General features: G+C 65.3%; 19 protein-coding genes. 11 read left to right on the top strand and 8 right to left on the bottom strand.

Annotated features, from left to right (window positions below):
• Nucleotides 1-91: 91 nt before the first annotated feature.
• From M2320_RS13935 to M2320_RS13900, 8 genes are all read left to right on the top strand, one after another.
• Nucleotides 92-565: a ferritin-like domain-containing protein gene (locus M2320_RS13935; protein WP_264597800.1), complete on the top strand. Its 474-nt coding sequence runs from the start codon at nt 92-94 to the stop codon at nt 563-565.
• A gap of 291 nt (nt 566-856) precedes the next feature.
• On the top strand, nt 857-2,434 hold the full coding sequence (locus M2320_RS13930) for a peptide chain release factor 3 (RefSeq protein ID WP_264597799.1): 1,578 nt from the start codon (nt 857-859) through the stop codon (nt 2,432-2,434).
• An 84-nt stretch (nt 2,435-2,518) separates the two neighbouring features.
• A complete protein-coding gene (locus M2320_RS13925) occupies nt 2,519-2,986 on the top strand; it encodes a hypothetical protein (RefSeq protein ID WP_184428580.1) in 468 nt (155 codons plus the stop codon).
• The gene (locus M2320_RS13920) at nt 2,983-3,708 is read left to right on the top strand and encodes a ribonuclease T2 (RefSeq protein ID WP_264597798.1); all 726 of its coding nucleotides are present in this window, start codon (nt 2,983-2,985) and stop codon (nt 3,706-3,708) included. The genes M2320_RS13925 and M2320_RS13920 overlap by 4 nt, the downstream gene beginning before the upstream one ends.
• A gap of 124 nt (nt 3,709-3,832) precedes the next feature.
• Nucleotides 3,833-5,269, top strand: coding sequence for a glycosyltransferase family 39 protein (locus M2320_RS13915; RefSeq protein WP_264597797.1), 1,437 nt, complete (start codon nt 3,833-3,835; stop codon nt 5,267-5,269).
• Nucleotides 5,270-5,323: 54 nt separating this feature from the next.
• Nucleotides 5,324-6,157, top strand: a complete 834-nt coding sequence (locus M2320_RS13910; protein WP_264597796.1) for a 23S rRNA (adenine(2030)-N(6))-methyltransferase RlmJ — start codon at nt 5,324-5,326, stop codon at nt 6,155-6,157.
• A 242-nt stretch (nt 6,158-6,399) separates the two neighbouring features.
• Complete coding sequence (locus M2320_RS13905) at nt 6,400-6,612, top strand: cold-shock protein (RefSeq protein ID WP_184430588.1); 213 nt, start codon at nt 6,400-6,402, stop codon at nt 6,610-6,612.
• Between the two features lie 85 nt (nt 6,613-6,697).
• Nucleotides 6,698-7,291: a glutathione S-transferase family protein gene (locus tag M2320_RS13900; protein WP_264597795.1), complete on the top strand. Its 594-nt coding sequence runs from the start codon at nt 6,698-6,700 to the stop codon at nt 7,289-7,291.
• A gap of 172 nt (nt 7,292-7,463) precedes the next feature.
• On the opposite strand, the gene M2320_RS13895 is transcribed toward M2320_RS13900, so the two are convergent.
• On the bottom strand, nt 7,464-8,348 hold the full coding sequence (locus tag M2320_RS13895) for a hypothetical protein (RefSeq protein WP_264597794.1): 885 nt from the start codon (nt 8,346-8,348) through the stop codon (nt 7,464-7,466).
• A 92-nt stretch (nt 8,349-8,440) separates the two neighbouring features.
• Here M2320_RS13895 and M2320_RS13890 point away from each other — a divergent pair, with 92 nt between their 5' ends.
• A complete protein-coding gene (locus M2320_RS13890) occupies nt 8,441-9,004 on the top strand; it encodes a nitroreductase family protein (RefSeq protein WP_264597793.1) in 564 nt (187 codons plus the stop codon).
• Here the strand turns inward: M2320_RS13890 and M2320_RS13885 are convergent, their stop codons facing one another.
• From M2320_RS13885 to M2320_RS13855, 7 genes are all read right to left on the bottom strand, one after another.
• Nucleotides 9,005-9,880: a DUF6270 domain-containing protein gene (locus tag M2320_RS13885; RefSeq protein WP_264597792.1), complete on the bottom strand. Its 876-nt coding sequence runs from the start codon at nt 9,878-9,880 to the stop codon at nt 9,005-9,007.
• A gap of 159 nt (nt 9,881-10,039) precedes the next feature.
• Nucleotides 10,040-10,801, bottom strand: a complete 762-nt coding sequence (locus tag M2320_RS13880; RefSeq protein ID WP_264597791.1) for an outer membrane protein — start codon at nt 10,799-10,801, stop codon at nt 10,040-10,042.
• Between the two features lie 227 nt (nt 10,802-11,028).
• On the bottom strand, nt 11,029-11,232 hold the full coding sequence (locus tag M2320_RS13875) for a hypothetical protein (protein ID WP_264597790.1): 204 nt from the start codon (nt 11,230-11,232) through the stop codon (nt 11,029-11,031).
• Between the two features lie 95 nt (nt 11,233-11,327).
• The gene (locus tag M2320_RS13870; RefSeq protein ID WP_264597789.1) at nt 11,328-12,122 is read right to left on the bottom strand and encodes a hypothetical protein; all 795 of its coding nucleotides are present in this window, start codon (nt 12,120-12,122) and stop codon (nt 11,328-11,330) included.
• 43 nt (nt 12,123-12,165) lie between these two features.
• Nucleotides 12,166-12,510: an AzlD domain-containing protein gene (locus tag M2320_RS13865; protein WP_184430581.1), complete on the bottom strand. Its 345-nt coding sequence runs from the start codon at nt 12,508-12,510 to the stop codon at nt 12,166-12,168.
• Entirely contained in the window at nt 12,507-13,226 is a 720-nt protein-coding gene (locus M2320_RS13860; protein WP_264597788.1) for an AzlC family ABC transporter permease, read from the bottom strand. The genes M2320_RS13865 and M2320_RS13860 overlap by 4 nt, the downstream gene beginning before the upstream one ends.
• 4 nt (nt 13,227-13,230) lie before the next feature.
• Nucleotides 13,231-14,016 (bottom strand): Crp/Fnr family transcriptional regulator, encoded by a 786-nt coding sequence (locus M2320_RS13855; RefSeq protein ID WP_264597787.1) that lies wholly within the window; start codon nt 14,014-14,016, stop codon nt 13,231-13,233.
• Nucleotides 14,017-14,316: 300 nt separating this feature from the next.
• On the opposite strand from M2320_RS13855, the gene M2320_RS13850 reads away from it, so the two are divergent.
• Together M2320_RS13850 and M2320_RS13845 are read left to right on the top strand one after the other, a co-directional pair.
• Nucleotides 14,317-15,102, top strand: a complete 786-nt coding sequence (locus tag M2320_RS13850; protein WP_184430579.1) for an NAD kinase — start codon at nt 14,317-14,319, stop codon at nt 15,100-15,102.
• 1 nt (nt 15,103) lies between these two features.
• Nucleotides 15,104-15,706: an NUDIX domain-containing protein gene (locus M2320_RS13845; protein ID WP_264597786.1), complete on the top strand. Its 603-nt coding sequence runs from the start codon at nt 15,104-15,106 to the stop codon at nt 15,704-15,706.
• Nucleotides 15,707-15,814 lie beyond the last annotated feature (108 nt).

Below are 15,814 nucleotides of genomic sequence, written 5' to 3'. Positions count from 1 at the left end.
GTTTTTGCCGCCTGTTTGGCGGGCATGCATAGAAAATAGGCTTGGCGGCTTTCCGCCTCGGCGCTACATCAGGGCGAAGAGGAGAAAAATGATGCAAAGCGTCGAGGAATTTTTGGCCTACGCCATCCGTCTCGAACAGGAGGCGGCCGAGCGCTTCGGCGAACTCGCCGACGCCATGCAGAGCGCCGGCAATGCCGAGACGGCAAAACTTTTCCGCCAATTGTCGGATTATTCGCGGCTGCATCTCGGCGACGCCAAGGCCCGCGCCGGCTACCGCGACGTGCCGGAGCTGCTGCCCGCGTCTTTCCAATGGCCGGATTTCGAGAGCCCGGAAAAGGCTGCAATCTGGGCCGCCGATCCGATGATCGGCAAGGGCGAAGCGCTGGAAATCGCGCTGGAGGCCGAACAGGCCGGCTATGATTTCTACAAGAACGTGCTCGACACCACCACCGACCCCGAGATCAAGGCGCTCGCCGTCGAATTCGTCTCGGAAGAGGCGGAGCATGTCGAGGAGCTGAAAAAGTGGATCGTCGCGCATAAGGCGGGCCAAAAAACGCCTGCGTGACCGGCGGCTGAAACCAGTAGCCCTCATCCTGAGGAGCGCCTGAAAGGCGCGTCTCGAAGGACGGGGGCGCTCCACGGCTGCTTTTGCCGCAGCCTGCGAAAAGAACTTCCTCTTTCGCGGCCCATGCTCTAAGTCAGCCGTAATCCCAAGGCTGCGTCCGGCAAACCGAGGTTTGCCGGACGCAGCCTTGAGTCTTGGCGTCACGCGTATTCGCTAACGCGGCCCTTGCGGGTCTTCACGCGAACCGGCATCCACTTCGCTCGAAAACGCTATGAGAAATTGCGGTTGACCATGTCCAAAGACCCCGTCGCCCGGCGGCGCACCTTCGCCATCATTTCCCACCCGGACGCCGGCAAAACCACGCTCACGGAAAAACTGCTGCTGTTCGGCGGAGCCATCCAGCTCGCCGGCGAGGTGCGCGCCAAGGCCAACCGCCGCCAGACCCGCTCCGACTGGATGGGCATCGAGCGCGAACGCGGCATTTCCGTCGTCACCTCGGTGATGACGTTCGAATATGGCGATTGCGTCTACAACCTGCTCGACACGCCCGGCCACGAAGACTTTTCGGAAGACACCTATCGCACCCTGACCGCGGTCGATTCCGCCATCATGGTCATCGACGCCGCCAAGGGTATTGAAGCGCGCACGCGCAAACTTTTCGAGGTTTGCCGCCTGCGCGACATCCCCATCATCACCTTCGTCAACAAGATGGATCGCGAGAGTCGCGACTGTTTTGACCTGCTCGACGAAATCGAAAAAACCCTGGCGCTCGACACCGTCGCTTTGACCTGGCCGATCGGGCGGGGCAGGGGGTTTGCCGGAACCTACGACCTGCGCGCCAATCTGGTGCGGCTGCTGGAAGAGGATTCCGAGCCGATCAAGGTTTCAGGCCCCGACGATCCCAAAATCGCCGAAATTTCTTCGGATGCCGACGCCCTGCTGGCGATGGAGGAGATCGAACTGGCGCGCGAGGCGCAAAAGCCGTTCGACGTCCAGGCTTTCCTCGAAGGCCACCTCACCCCGGTGTTCTTCGGCTCGGCGCTGAAAAAATTCGGCGTCCAGGACCTGATCGACGCTCTGGCCGAGTTCGCGCCGGAGCCGCAGCCGGTGGCGGCGGCCTCGCGAAACGTCGATCCGCGCGAAGCCAAAATGAGCGGCTTCGTCTTCAAGATCCAGGCGAACATGGACCCGAACCACCGCGACCGCATCGCTTTTATGCGCGTGAGTTCGGGAAAACTGACGCGCGGGATGAAGGCGCGCCTCGCCCGCACGGGAAAAAACATCGCGCTCAACGCGCCGCAATTCTTCTTCGCCCAGGACCGCCAGCTCGCCGAAGAGGCTTTTGCAGGCGACGTCGTCGGCATTCCAAATCATGGCGCGCTGCGCATCGGCGATACGCTCACCGAGGGCGAAAACCTTGTGTTCCGAGGCGTCCCGAGCTTCGCGCCGGAAATTTTGCGTCGTGTGAAACTTGGCGATGCGATGAAGGCCAAGAAGCTGCGCGAGGCCTTGCAGCAAATGGCCGAAGAGGGCGTCGTCCAGCTGTTCATCCCGCATGACGGCTCCCCCGCCATGGTGGGCGTCGTCGGCGCGCTGCAGCTCGACGTGCTCGCCGAGCGGTTGCAGGCCGAATACGGCTTGCCCGTCAGCTTTGAAACCAGCCGCTTCGAAATCTGCCGCTGGATCAGTTCGGACCAGCCGGCGGAGCTGGACAAATTCATCCGCGCCTATCCGACCGCCATGGCCAACGACCTCGACGGCGCGCCTGTGTTCCTGGCGCAATCGGCCTTCAACCTGCGCTACGACCAGGAGCGCTGGCCGGCGATCCAATTCACCGACATCAAGGATTATCAGGTGGGGCACGGGTAAGCCGCGCCCCGCCCGATTAGAAAAACCTTGACGCTGCTTGGCGGTTTCGCGCATCGTCTGCGCGAATGGCTACCGGGGATTCCCATGCTTTTTTCGCGTCCCGCCCTCGCGGCGACCTTGATTGTTCTCGCGCTCCCGGCCTTCGCCGGCTCCGCGCCGCGCGATATGGCGCCTTATACGTTTCCAGCCGAAGATCGGGCCATCCCCTATAGCGGCGATCTGCCGGCCTGCAATGACGGCGGCATTCTGAGCGCCATCAAAGACCAGTTCGATTCGAAACAGTTCTGGTTCGGCGAAAGCGACCTGTCGATCGTCAGCTTCGACCTCGCCCAGGAACGGCAGGTGGGCTACCGCAAGCATGGCGCCGAATTTATCCCGCGCCGCTATTGCATCATCCGCGCGCTGTTCAACGACGGCAAGGCCCGCGAAGTGAAATTCAACATTGTCGAGCGCGGCGGTTTCGTCGGCTTTGGCCCCGGCGTCGAATTCTGCGCCGTCGGCGAGGACCCGGCGCGGGCCTTCCCGCCGCATTGCTCGGGCGCGGTGAGATGAAATTTTGGGTGGTCGCCGCGGCTCTGCTGGCGGCAGCCCCGGCGCTCGCCGCCAATGATTGCATCCTCGACGATTGTTCGGACCAGGGGCCGCCCCGAGAGAGGGCCGCGCCGCGCGACGAGGGCGCCGCCTATCGGCCGCGCGGGACCACGCCATCAGGCGATTTCGACTTTTACCTCCTCTCGCTGTCCTGGTCGCCGTCGTTCTGCGCCAATGGTGGGGCGCAAAAATCGCGGCGCCAATGCGCCCCCGGCGCTAATCCCGGCTTTGTCGTTCACGGGCTCTGGCAGCAATATGCCAGGGGCTATCCGCCCGCCTGCGACGGCTCCGACCTGCCCTATAGCGTCGCCTCCGGCCTGGGCGACCTCTACCCCGACCCCGGTCTCGCCCGCCACGAATGGCGCGCCCACGGAGCCTGTTCCGGCAAGAGCCCACAAAACTATTTCGCCGATGTGCGCGCCGCCCGCGACGCCGTCACCATTCCTGCCGAACTGCGGGCGCCGCGCGAAGACCTGTATGTGTCGCCGCTCGACATCCAGCGCGCCTTCATCGCCGCCAATCCGCGCCTGCGGCCCGGCATGATGGCTGTGACGTGCCAGCGCGGCGCCTTGCAGGAGGCGCGCATCTGCCTGTCAAAAGACCTGCGCGATTTCGTCGCCTGTCCCGATGTCGTGCGGCGCGGCTGCCGCAGCCAAAGCATCGTCGTGCCCGCGGGACGGTGAGCCGGGTCGGGAACCCTCTAGTCTCCTTGCGCATTTGAGGCGGGTCGACCCCCTCATCCGTCTCGGCGCTCCGCGCCGAGCCACCTTCTCCCGCAAGGGGAGAAGGCGCGGAGTTCTGTGATCCTTGCTTCGCTTCAGCGCATCGCCTGTGGTTCTGGCCGTCGTCGCGCATGTGCTGATCTGGGCGGTCACGCCGGCGCTCCTCATCGGCAACCTGCATCAGGACACGCTCGAGGCGGCCTATTGGGGCAGCGGCGCGCCGCTGAGCCTGGCGCGCCATCCGCCCTTGCTGTCGCTGATGATTCAAACCGTTCTCGGCCTGCATCATGCGCCGATCTTCCTGCTGCTGCTGATGAGCCAGCTCGGCATGGCCGTCGCCGCCTTCTATGTGTGGCGGGCCGCCCGGCTTTATGGCGGGCCGCAGGCCGCAGCCCTGGCCGTGATGCTGTTTGTCACCTCGCTGCCCGCGAGTTTTTTCGCGGTGCAGGTCAATCACAATTCCATGCTCGCGCCGTTCTGGGCGGCGACGCTTTATTACGCTCTGGCCTATTTCGAACGGACGCGCGGACGCGACGCCCTGTTGCTGGGGCTCTCCGCCGGTCTGGGACTCCTGGTGAAATATGAGCTGGCCCTGCTGCTGGCCTGCCTTTTCGCTCTGTGCCTCCTGCGGTACCGCGCGGTGTTGCGCCGGCCCATGACTTACGTTGCGGCGCTCGTCTGCGCTGCGATCCTGGCGCCGCATGTGGCGGACGCGCTGCGACACGGCGGCCATGCCGCCGCCTATGCGCTGGGCGGTCACGAAATGGACGAGACCGGCCTCGTTCACAGCGTTGCGAACATTTGCGTCGGCCAAATCCTTCTGTTCGCGCCCAATCTCATCGTGGTGGCGTGGGCCGCTCGGGGCCGGATCGCAGGATCGGACAAAAAGGCGCTTGTCGGGGCGGTCCTCGCCTTTGGCCCGTCCCTGGCCCTGATCGCCGGGGTCGTCGTGACGGATCAGGTGGCGCAGCCGCTCTGGGTCCTGCCTTTCGCGTCCTCCTGCGCCGTCGGCCTGGCCCTGCTTTTCGACGGCGCCGCGCCCGAGGTGGAGGCGACCGCCCGGCGAATGGCGCTTGGCTCCAGCGGCTTGCTTGTCGCCTTCATCGCCTATCTTTTTCTCGCCGATGTCGTCGGCGCCTCGATTGGCCGTCCGCTCACCTTTTACGCCGCCGATTCGCGAAAACTCGGCGAAGCCGTCGCGCGCCTTTGGGAGACCCGAGCGAACGGACCGTTTTGCGTCGTCATCGCCGATCCCGTGCTGGCGGCCTCGACGGTGCTGTGGCTGCGCAGAGCGCTTTATGTCGATTTCGACCATGCGGAATGGTCGGGCCCGCAAAATGTGCGGCGATGCGGCAGGTCGGGCGGGATCGCCATCCTCACCCACACAAGCGAGGACGCGCTGATCCTCAAGGCGTTTCCGGCGCTGCGGACCGCCCCGCGGCGTTCGCTCGCCGTCCCCGCCGCCTTCGGCTTCAGCGGCCAGGTCTGGCGGGTCGATCTGGTTTTTCTCGCGCCGGCGTGACCCGGTTGCCTCGGGCGCGCGCCCGGCTCTATGTGGGGCGTCAAAGGATGCGCCATGAACTACCGCCATGAATTCCACGCCGGCAATTTCGCCGACGTGCTCAAACACGCGCTGCTCGTGCGCGTGCTGCTGTATTTGCGGCGCAAGGACAAGCCGTTCCGCTTCATCGACACCCACGCGGGCGCCGGCCTCTACGATCTCGACGGCCCCGAGGCGCAGCGCTCCGGCGAGGCGCTCGGCGGCATTTTTCGCCTGCGCGACGCGAAAATCTCGCCCGAGGCGGCCGAATTGCTCGCGCCCTATCTCGAGGCCGTCGGCGCCGGCCCGCTCTATCCGGGTTCTCCAAAACTCGCCCAGGCGTTTTTACGCCCGCAGGATCGCGGCCTGTGCTGCGAACTGCTGCCGGAGGCGGCGAACAATTTGCGCGGGGCGCTGGCGCGCGACAATCGAATCAAGGTGATCGAACGCGACGGCTTTGAAGGCCTCAACGCTTTCGTCCCCCCGCCGGAGCGGCGCGGTTTGGTCCTGATCGATCCGCCCTACGAGCGGCGTGACGATTACGAGCGCGTCCATGATTCGCTCGCCAGCGCTTTGCGCAAATGGCCCGGCGGCGTGTTCATGGTCTGGCAGCCGGTGAAGGAGCCGGAGGTGGCGGACGCCTTTTGCGCGGCGGTGGGCGAGCTCGGCGAGGCGCTGCGCATTGATTTGCAGGTCGCGGCGCCTGGAAAAGGGCTGACACGGACCGGTCTGGTGGTTGTCAACCCCCCTTACCTGCTCGAACAGGAGGCGGCGACGCTGCTGCCCGAGCTGACGCGCGCCCTGGCGCAGGACGACAAGGCGGCGTTCTGGCTTGAACGTCTGGGGACGGCGAAGGTTTCCTCACAATAAAGATACTTCGCGGGGCCCCCGCGGGTCTTGCCATTTGCGACAATCTGCCGCAACTTGGCGGGAATTGGAGGGGCCTTCGGCGCGCCGAGGGGCTGACGGAAAAACCGCAGCGCTGTCTTGCAGATAAAAAGACTGCAACAAGCAAGACGATCCGCCAATCGGCCGCGCGGCCGGGTGGCTCATTGCAGGAATGGCAATATCGGCCGCCCCGCCGATCGGCGCATGACCGGAGGAAAGGCGTCATGACGCAACAGGGCGTAATCAAGTTTTTCAATGCGGAAAAAGGCTATGGCTTCATCAAGCCGGCCGATGGCGGCAAGGACATCTTCGTACACATCACGGCGGTCGAACAGGCCGGCCTCGCCTCGTTGAACGAGGGGCAAAGGCTCACCTTCGAGGTCGAGCCGGACAAGAAAGGCAAGGGGCCGAAAGCCGTTAATCTTCATCTCGAATAGGGGCCGGGCCCGCTTTTCCAGAGCCGGGACGACTCGATAAGGTTGGCGGCTTGTTCTCGCGCGCCCGCGCGCCTGGAGGTCGCCAATGAAACTCTATTTTGCGCCCGCCTCGCCCTTCTCGCGGAAGGTCAGGATCGCTGCGGCCCTGCTCGGCCTGTCGGTCGAACTGGTTCCGACTGAGACGATTAATCCCGCCGATCCGATCCGGCAAAAAAATCCGCTCGGCAAGATTCCCACGCTGGAAACGGACGACGGGGACTGCATTTTCGACAGCGCCGTGATCGCCGCCTGGCTCGACGACCAGGCCGGCGGCGGGCGCATCGTCCCGCGCGATCCCAAGGCGCGCACGCGCGCCCTGGTGCTGGAAGCCCTCGCCGATGGCCTCGCCGACGCCGCCGTGCTGGTCATCTATGAAACCCGCTATCGCGAACCCGGCGAGCGCAGCGCCAAATGGGTCGCCCACCAGGGCGAGAAGATCGAGCGCGCCCTGGCGCGGCTGGAGCAGGCGCCGCCGGCCCTGGAGGGAGAGCCCGACATCGGCCAGATCGCGCTCGCTTGCGCGCTCGGTTATCTCGATCTGCGTTTTTCCGGGGAATGGCGGACGAATCACCCCGGTCTCGTCGCCTGGCTCGACGATTTCGCCCAGAAAATTCCGGCCTTCGCCGCGACCGCCGCCTGAACAAAAAAAGCCCGGCTGAGGCCGGGCTTTAAGGTTTCGGGAGATTGTTGTTTCCGCCGCGCGGCAGTTGTGAGCACATATTGCCATCGCCGCGCGAGCTTCGCATCCGCGCAGACGCGCGATTCCGCGAAATCGCCGTGTTTGGAAAACAAGGAGTTAACCATGGCGCCGCTCAGGGCTTGGCTTCGGGCGCGGGTTGCTCCGCCAGCACTTCGACATCGCGGTCCTGGCCCGACTGCACCTTGAAGGTCGCCTGATAGGTCCTGTCCTCGTGGCGGGCGATGGCGACATATTCGCCCTCCGCCAGCACCAGCGAGGGGAAAGCGCCGATCAATTCGCGGATCACGTCGCCGCCCGGCGTCAGCACGGAGAAGGTGGTGTTGGCCAGCGCCTCGCCGCCCGGCGCATTCACCAGTTTCAACGTCATGGTGGCGGCGCGGTGGCGCAGCGCGCCGGAGGTGAGCTTGCCCGCGACCACGCGCAGGTCGGCATAGATGACCGAGTTGGTGGCGTTGGTCGCGCCGGCCGAGACATCCATCAGTTTCGAGACCACGTGATAATTGCCCTCCGGCAGGCAGGCGGACTCGCCGGCCTTGAGATTCGGCAGGATCAGCTTGGCCTCGGGATCGTTCGCGGAGGGAAGATAGACCTGGACAACGAGTTTTGACGGAGGAATGCTGGCGTCGTTGAGCATGCCGTTGATCCTCAGGCCGCCCGCGTTCATCACCAGCTTTTGCGCCTGGGGAGCGATGCCGTTCACGCTGATCTGCTTGGCGACGCCGGCGAGCCCGCAGGCGGCGTGGACGATGTACTCGCCGTCGTCGAGCGTCACCACGGGCAAGGCCTCGTTCGATTCGGCGACCAGCGCATGGGCGCCGTCGGCGTCGGCGCCGGCGGCGAACACGCGCCAGACCACGCCGGAGCGGATCGGCTGCGAATCGGCAGGCGCGTAAACTGCGCTTAGGCTGACCTGCGCCGCGGCCCAAGCGGGGAGGGGCGAGAGGCAGGCGGCGACGAACAGCCAGCGGGACAGCCAGGGACACAGCCAGGAATTCATGGGGTTTCTCATCCGCGCACAATGGCCTTTCCGCATCGGTTTACAAAGCGGCGATTTTGCGGCCAATGTCGGGGAAAGCCAAAGGACAAGCCATGACCGACACCCTGAAACTGCTCGCGAAACGCCGCTCCGCGCCGCCGCCGACGATGAAGGGCCCGGGGCCGACGCGCGACGAGATCGCGCGCCTCTTGGAGCTGGCCGCGCGCGTCCCCGATCACGGCAAGCTCGCGCCCTGGCGTTTCATCGTGTTCGACGGCGAGGGCCGCGACCGCGCCGGCGCTTTGTGCGCCGAGGTGTTTCAAACGCAAAATCCGGAGGCGGGCGAGGAGCGGCTGGCGGCGGAGCGCGGGCGGTTTTCGCGCGCGCCGACCGTGATCGCGGTGGTGTCGCGCGCCGCGCCGCATGTCAAGATTCCGCTGTGGGAGCAGGAAATGTCGGCCGGCGCGGTCTGCATGGCCCTCACCGTCGCGGCGGTGGCCATGGGGTTTCGCACCGCCTGGCTGACCGAATGGATCGCCTATGACCGGACCTTTTTGAGCCGGCTCGGCCTGGAGGATCACGAAAAGATCGCCGGCTTCATCCATATCGGCCGCGTCGACGGCGAGATCGAGGACCGGGTCAGACCCGATGTCGCGGCGCTGACCCGCTGGTTCTGATCAGAGCCGCGGCACGGACAGGATCCGTTCGCTCAACATGTTCCTGAGCGCGCTTTCGCTTGAATGGGCGGCCTCTTTGTCGCCCCTCAGACGATCAAAGCCCGACCGGGTCTCCGCCGCGGCGCGCAGCGGCGCGACGATGTCCTGAATCGAGGCGGCGTGCAGGTGGAGGGGATTCGAGCCCCAGGGATGCGCGGAATCCGCATAGGAGATCGAATCCGGGATCGACAGCGCGACCGGCAGGCCGAGCAGGCTTTCCATGATCCGGCCGTAATGGCCGATGACCAGGTTGCGCCGGACGATTTCGAATTGGTCGAAATCGCCGACGAGCGAGAAGCGCCACTCGTGCAAATAGAGATGCATCCAGCGCGGTCTCAGCACGACGATCGGCTTTTGCGCGGCGCGGACCATTTCGGCGAAACGATGGATCGCCTCGAGCCACATTTCGAAATGGCCCAGCGTCCCCAGGCGCAGACGCTCGGTGGTCTTGAGCGTCTCTTCAAGCGCATATTTCTCGACCTCGACGCCGCGCGTGATGATGGCGCCATTTTCCAGCCTCAGGAAGTCATAGGAGTCGCGCACGAGATCAAGGATGATGATTTCGGCTGTTTCGATGGCGTCGGCGATGCCCGGCGTCTTGAAGACGTCGCGCTCGAAGGTCAGCCGCTCCGAAGAACTCATCGCCTCCAGAATCGCGGCGTCGCAGGACGCCGGTTCGGGCGACATCATGCTCGGCGTGCTCATCCTCCAGATGTAGCGGTAATTCGCATCCTCGCGGAACAAGGCCTTGGCGGCGTCGTGGGCGAGGCAACTGCCGATCACGAGAATCTTGTTGTAGCTCTCCAAGGAAGCCAGCGTCGCATAAGTGTCATTCATGGGGGCGACCATAGGCGAGGCGCGTCGCGGAGTAAAAGGTCAAATTGGGTCCAAAAAGGACCGGCCGCACGATCCGCTCGATATTGGACGACATGTTCAAGAGCAAAAACCCGGCCCTTTCGGGCCGGGTCGATGATGCGGGACAATCAGGCGATTGTCTCAGTATTTGGCGACGACCGGAACCGCGGCCGGGGCGCCGAACTTGTAGATGATCGCGCCGCGCACGGTGCTCGACTGGAAGGTGGCGCTGCGGTCGTCGAAGACGTTGCCGGACTTGGCGATGAAGCCGTAATTGGTCGAGCCGTAATCGTCGTAGATATATTCGATGCGGCCGATCCAGTTCGGGGTGAAGGCATAGTCGAGGCCGCCGCCGATGTTCCAGCCGACCAGGCCTTGCGTGACCTTGGTGGTCGAGCCGATCAGGTTGTTCAGCTGCACGCCGATATCCGAGAAGGACACGCCGCCGGCGACGAACAGCAGCGCGCGATCGGCGAAGGCATAGCCCAGCCGGCCGCGGATGCGGGCCGAATAATCCGTGGTGACCTGCTGGGTGAAGGGGAGGCCGTTGGCGGCGCTCACGAAGGTGTTGGTCGCGGTGAAGCCCTGCCAGCCGCCTTCGCCTTCGAGGCCGATCACCCAGTTCGGGTTGAACTGGAAGTTGTAGCCGACGAGACCGCCGACCGCGCCGCCGGTCGGGTTCTGGTTGTAGGCGTTGCTGACGCCGGGAACGAAGGCCGGGCCGGTGACGTGGGTCGTGCCGAACACGCCGCCGCCGTAGACGCCGAGGTAGAAGCCGGTCCAGGTGAAGACGGGCGCCGGGGGAACATAGACCGGAGCGGCCTTGACCGACGGCAGATCGGCCGCCACGGCGGAGTAAGCCGTCGAAGCCAGCAGGAACGATGAAATCAGAATGCGACGCATGGTCACGTCCTCCAAAAAGAAAGGACCCTCAGATTCGCATCCCCCTGCAGTGGATGCAATCTGTTGGGGTAAATATCGCGCCGGCGTTGCGTTCAGGACACAGTATTCTGCGGAACGCCTCGGGCTTACACTGCGCAAGCTTTTGTAAAGCATGACCGCGCCAGCGTAATTTGTGGCGAAACTGCGGCACTGCCTTGAAATTGAACGATTTGTCCGGGCGTCTCGACTCAGTAGTCGCCGCCGCCGACCAGCGGGCAGATCGCGCCGGGCGCGCATTTGCCGCCCTTCGCCTTGGCGGCTTTCGCCGGCTTGGCCTTGCTCTTGGCCTGGAGCAGCGGGATCGGCGCGGACAGTCCGGTCGACGCGACGGGCAGGGCGGCGGCGGGGAGAACGAAGGCGCAGAGCAGGGCGGCGGCGATCGGCATACGCATGTGCGCTCCTCGAAATCGGCCGCGCGAACGGCGGCGGATGACGATGAAACCGCGAAAAGCCCCATCCGGCAAGCCGGAATGTGAGCCGCGCGGCCTTACGGCGCTTGCGGCGGAGCAAAACTCTGGCGGGTCCATTCATAGGCGGTTGCGTCGGTCCTTATGCCGCCGAGCCGCGCCGTGGCGAGATCGAGAATGCTGACGATCACCGCGCTCCACATCACCATCAGCAGGAACACCAGCCAGGGCGGCTCCTTGCCGCGCAGGCCGAGCTGGTAGGCGAGCGCGCCGGCGCCGATCAGGGTGAGGGCGATCAGCAGCGAGAAGAATTGCCAGGGCAATTGCATCGAAAAGGCGAAGCGCTCCGCCGCGCTGGCGTCGAAGACCTCGTTGACCGCGGTCATCAGCGATACGGAAACCGGATTGGGTTTTTCGCGCACGATCGTGCTGACATGGCTCCAGATCTGCGTCTGCAGGGCCTCGGTGCGGCGGTTGATCTCTTCGATCTTTTCAGCCTCGTGGCCGGCGCGGATGAAATCGGCGCGGGTCTCGACATAGGTTTCAAACAGCCGGGCGATCGCCTCGCCCTCGGGCCCGCCCACGGCCTTCGCGCGCAAAAAGGCCGTGCCGATGGCGTTGGTTTCCGCGAGCGTGCCGGCGCGGCGTTCGGTGAAGCGCTCGTTGGCGAAGGACAGGGTGAGCGCCAGCACGAAGGCGAGCAGGCCCAGCATGCCGGCGACCAGCGCGCTGACGCTGTCGGACGCGCTATGGCCCCGGTTTCGCGCGCGGGCGCCGATCCGGTAGCCGATGATGTGGGCGAGGGCCTGCGCCGCCAGAAGAAGCAGGCCGAACAGCCAGACGCTGATCGCGGCGATGGAAATGATGAGGGACACCGGGCTCGTCCGGGTGATGTGGAAACGAATCGAGCCTACACCGTCAGCGGCCCCACCACCATGCGCCCGCGACAATGAGCGCCTCGCCGGCAAGAATGGCGGCGAAGACCGAGCGGCGGAAGGCGAAAAAAGCCGCCGCCGCGAACACAAAGGCGCCGCTGCGGGCCCAGATCGGCACGGCGGCCAGCTCCCGCGCCGGCGTCGCCACGATTTTCAACACCACCCCGACCAGCAGCGCCGTGGCGACGCTGCGCACGAAGCGGAAGAATTCGGAATCTTCGTCGATGCGGTGAGCGACGAGCACGGACAGCCAACGCCAGACTTCGCTCGGCAGGAACCCGATCAGGATCACGGCGAGATAGGGGGAAAGGGCGGGGTCGAAGCTCATGCCGCCGTCCTGCGCGCGTAAAATCCGGCGAGCCAGGCGCCGCCGCCGCCGACCAGCGCCAGAATCATCAGGTCGAAGCCGCCGCCGACAAAAATCTGGGTCAGCGGCGCCAGCGCGGCGCCGGCGCCGATCGCCAGCCAGTCCGAGCCGTCGCGCGCCGCCCGCGCCGTCGCCGCGAGGAAATAGATTGGCGACAGCATCATCAGACCGGCGGCGAGCGGCGCGGGAACCGCCGCCGTCAGCCAGTAGCCGAGCCCGCTGGTCAGCGTGGTCAGCCCGATACAGGCCAGGGCGAAGCCGAAGAAGAATGGCGGGCGCCGCGCCTTGTCGATCTCGGGCAGGCGGCGCAAGGATTCCGTCCAGACCGTGACGGCGATGAAATGCGAGGCGAACAGCAGCGTCAGCCGACGCGATCTTTCACCGCGCAACATGGGCAGCACCGACAGGCACATGGGCAGCAGGCGCACGGAGGACAGGCTGACGGCGAAAGCGATGGTCGCGGGCGCGGTTTTCGCCGCAATGGCGCCGAAGAACAGGATTTGTCCGGGGCCGGCCCAGATCAGCGCGGTCGCCAGCATGGCGGCGCCGGGCGGCATGTCGGCGGCCCGCGCCAGCGCCCCGGTGCTCATCAGCGACAGCGCCACATACCAGGCGGGGCCCGCAAAGGCCTGTCGCGCGCCGGCGAGGAACCAGCGCCTGTCTTCCTCCGGATTCACAAGATCAGACTTCCGCGAGTCGCTCCAGCCGCTGCACGTCGAGCAGGCGCACGCCGTCGGGCACGATGACAATGGTTTTTTCCCGCGCCATCCGGGTCATCATCCGGCTCACGGTTTCGACGGTGAGGCCGAGATAATCGCCGATGTCGAGACGGGTCATCGGCAGCGGCACATGGACGGAGGGGCCGTGGATGCGGCCGTAGCGCTTGCGCATGCCGACCAGGAAGGCGGCGATCTTCTCTTCCGCCGTGCGGCGGCCGAGCACCACCATCTGCTCCTGCGCCAGCGCCAGCTCATGCGAGGCCATGTTCATCAGCCGGCGCAGCAGGCGCGGCTTGTCGTCGAGCATTTCGCTGAAGCCGGGGCGCGAAAACTGGCAGACCTTGGCGGGGGTCAGGGCGTCGGCGGTGTAGAGATGGGTGGGCTCGAAATCGAGTCCGAGGAAATCACCGGGCATGGCGAAGCCGACCACCTGGCGCCGGCCGTCCGGCAGCAGTTTCGACAGCCGCAGCGCGCCGGCGGTGAGATTGTAGACGAAGCCGGCTTCGCGGCCCTGTTCGAAAATCGTGCTCTTGGCGGGATAGCCCTGGCTGCGGCCGATCTTTTCCAGGACCTCGAACTCGTCGGGGTCGAGGGCGCAGCAGACGCTCTGGTCCTTGATCTCACAATCGCAGCAGTCGAGTCCGGGACTTTGCGGCGCCTTGTGTCCGTTGCAGGCCATGACGCGCGTGTTGGCGTCGAGACGCCCGAACACGGTTTCCACAAGGGCCTTATCGACCAGCGTATCCAAGCCACGCTCCCCACTGAACCTGTGCGGCTGCTCTGCCGCGACGGCAACTGTAGCATTGAAAATCACAACGCGGAAGTTTTTGATCCTCGTCAACGACAAAAGCCGCAAAGGTCTTCGACGCAATTGAATGCGTTGAAAGGACTTCGGGAGCGTCCGCGGCGCGGTTTTGCGGCGCGCCAGCGCGGTCCCGGCTTGCCCTGCGCGGCTTCCCGGCTTAAGTCTGCGGCGAAAGCGCGGCGATTTGCCGCGCGGTTCGTTTCCGCCGATCGCGTGGAAGCGACGGAAGGGACGGGCCTTTCGATGATCGAGGGGTATTTGCGCCGGTTCGAGCGGATCCATTTCCTGTCTTCGGACGCGCCCGAGGCCGAGGAGGCGCGCGCCCGGCTGGTCGGGCGCTATGGCGACGTCCATTCGGAAGAGGCGGATGTGGTGGTGGCTCTCGGCGGCGACGGGCTGATGCTGCAAACCCTGCACCGCTTCATGGGGCGCGGCGTGCCGATCTACGGCCTGAACCGCGGCTCCGTCGGCTTTCTGATGAACGAGTTCCGCGAGACCGGCCTGCGCAAACGCCTCGCCGCCGCGCGCAGCACCATCATCCATCCGTTGAAGATGAATGCGAAGACCTTTCGCGGCGAAACCGCGGAGGCGCGCGCCATCAATGAAGTGTCGCTGCTGCGCCAGTCGGCGCAGGCGGCGAAATTGCGCATTTTCGTCGACGGCCACACCCGCATGGCCGAGCTGATCGCCGATGGCGTGCTGCTGGCGACGCCTGCGGGGTCCACCGCCTACAACCTCTCCGCCGGCGGGCCGATCCTGCCGATCGAGGCGCCGCTGATGGCGCTCACCCCGATCTCCGCCTTCCGCCCCCGCCACTGGCGCGGCGCGCTGATCTCCAGCAAGGCGGAGGTGGTCATCGAGGTGTTGGAGCAGGAAAAGCGGCCGGTGGCGGCGGTCGCCGACCATTTCGAAATCCGCGACGTCGCCCAGGTGGCGATCTCAATGGACGAGAGCACCGGGCTGGAATTGCTCCATGACCCCGGACATTCCATGGAAGAGCGCATCTTGCGCGAACAGTTCAGGCACTGACATGAGCAAAACATCAGACAATGGGCCGTTGCTGCGCGACCTCGAAGAAAAAGTGCTGGTGTCCGACAAATATTCCTATTCGGCCGTCACTTATGACTTGCAGCGCGCGGATGGGCGCTGGGATGCGCACAAGCGCAGCCTGTTCCGCCGCCCCGACGCCGTCACCGTGCTGCCCTATGACCCGCAGCGCGGAAAAATCCTGTTGACGCATCAGTTTCGCCTGGGCGCGCATATGAACGACCGTTCGCCCGGCCTGCTCGAAGCCTGCGCCGGCACGCTCGACCCCGGCGAGGACCCGGAAGCCTGCATGCGCCGTGAGGCCCACGAGGAAATGGGTCTCGCGGTCGGCGAGGCGCGCTTTCTGTTCGAGGCTTTTGTGAGCCCGGCCGCGACCACCGAAAAACTCTATTTCTTCGTCGCGCCCTATGGGCCGCAGGCCCGCGTCGCCGCGGGCGGCGGGCTCGAGGAGGAGGGCGAGGAGATCGTCGTGATCGAGGCGGATTTCGAAGACGTTCTGGCCCAGGCCGGGCGGGGCGAGATTCGCGACGCCAAGACGCTGACCCTACTGTACTGGCTCGCGGCGTCAGGTCTTATGCGAGGGTGACGCAGGGGAATACGGTTCTCGCATTGGCGGTAACGGGATCGCAAGGAAACCCGCGCATTTTTCGTCGTAATTGATGTCCATGAAAGTGAAGGAGGATCGTTCCCTCGC

The sequence above is a fragment of the Rhodoblastus acidophilus genome (assembly GCF_025961575.1).
Taxonomy (GTDB): Bacteria; Pseudomonadota; Alphaproteobacteria; order Rhizobiales; family Beijerinckiaceae; genus Rhodoblastus; species Rhodoblastus acidophilus_C.
This window is presented reverse-complemented; position numbering and strand designations above follow the sequence as displayed.

What these genes read in the sequence shown, in the direction of transcription:
- M2320_RS13900 (WP_264597795.1), top strand. Translation starts at nt 6,698, where the DNA reads ATGAAACTCTATTTTGCGCCCGCCTCGCCCTTCTCGCGGAAGGTCAGG.
- M2320_RS13905 (WP_184430588.1), top strand. Translation starts at nt 6,400, where the DNA reads ATGACGCAACAGGGCGTAATCAAGTTTTTCAATGCGGAAAAAGGCTAT.
- M2320_RS13890 (WP_264597793.1), top strand. Translation starts at nt 8,441, where the DNA reads ATGACCGACACCCTGAAACTGCTCGCGAAACGCCGCTCCGCGCCGCCG.
- M2320_RS13910 (WP_264597796.1), top strand. Translation starts at nt 5,324, where the DNA reads ATGAACTACCGCCATGAATTCCACGCCGGCAATTTCGCCGACGTGCTC.
- M2320_RS13920 (WP_264597798.1), top strand. Translation starts at nt 2,983, where the DNA reads ATGAAATTTTGGGTGGTCGCCGCGGCTCTGCTGGCGGCAGCCCCGGCG.
- M2320_RS13925 (WP_184428580.1), top strand. Translation starts at nt 2,519, where the DNA reads ATGCTTTTTTCGCGTCCCGCCCTCGCGGCGACCTTGATTGTTCTCGCG.
- M2320_RS13880 (WP_264597791.1), bottom strand. Translation starts at nt 10,801, where the DNA reads ATGCGTCGCATTCTGATTTCATCGTTCCTGCTGGCTTCGACGGCTTAC.
- M2320_RS13895 (WP_264597794.1), bottom strand. Translation starts at nt 8,348, where the DNA reads ATGAATTCCTGGCTGTGTCCCTGGCTGTCCCGCTGGCTGTTCGTCGCC.
- M2320_RS13845 (WP_264597786.1), top strand. Translation starts at nt 15,104, where the DNA reads ATGAGCAAAACATCAGACAATGGGCCGTTGCTGCGCGACCTCGAAGAA.
- M2320_RS13930 (WP_264597799.1), top strand. Translation starts at nt 857, where the DNA reads ATGTCCAAAGACCCCGTCGCCCGGCGGCGCACCTTCGCCATCATTTCC.
- M2320_RS13850 (WP_184430579.1), top strand. Translation starts at nt 14,317, where the DNA reads ATGATCGAGGGGTATTTGCGCCGGTTCGAGCGGATCCATTTCCTGTCT.
- M2320_RS13865 (WP_184430581.1), bottom strand. Translation starts at nt 12,510, where the DNA reads ATGAGCTTCGACCCCGCCCTTTCCCCCTATCTCGCCGTGATCCTGATC.
- M2320_RS13885 (WP_264597792.1), bottom strand. Translation starts at nt 9,880, where the DNA reads ATGAATGACACTTATGCGACGCTGGCTTCCTTGGAGAGCTACAACAAG.
- M2320_RS13935 (WP_264597800.1), top strand. Translation starts at nt 92, where the DNA reads ATGCAAAGCGTCGAGGAATTTTTGGCCTACGCCATCCGTCTCGAACAG.
- M2320_RS13875 (WP_264597790.1), bottom strand. Translation starts at nt 11,232, where the DNA reads ATGCGTATGCCGATCGCCGCCGCCCTGCTCTGCGCCTTCGTTCTCCCC.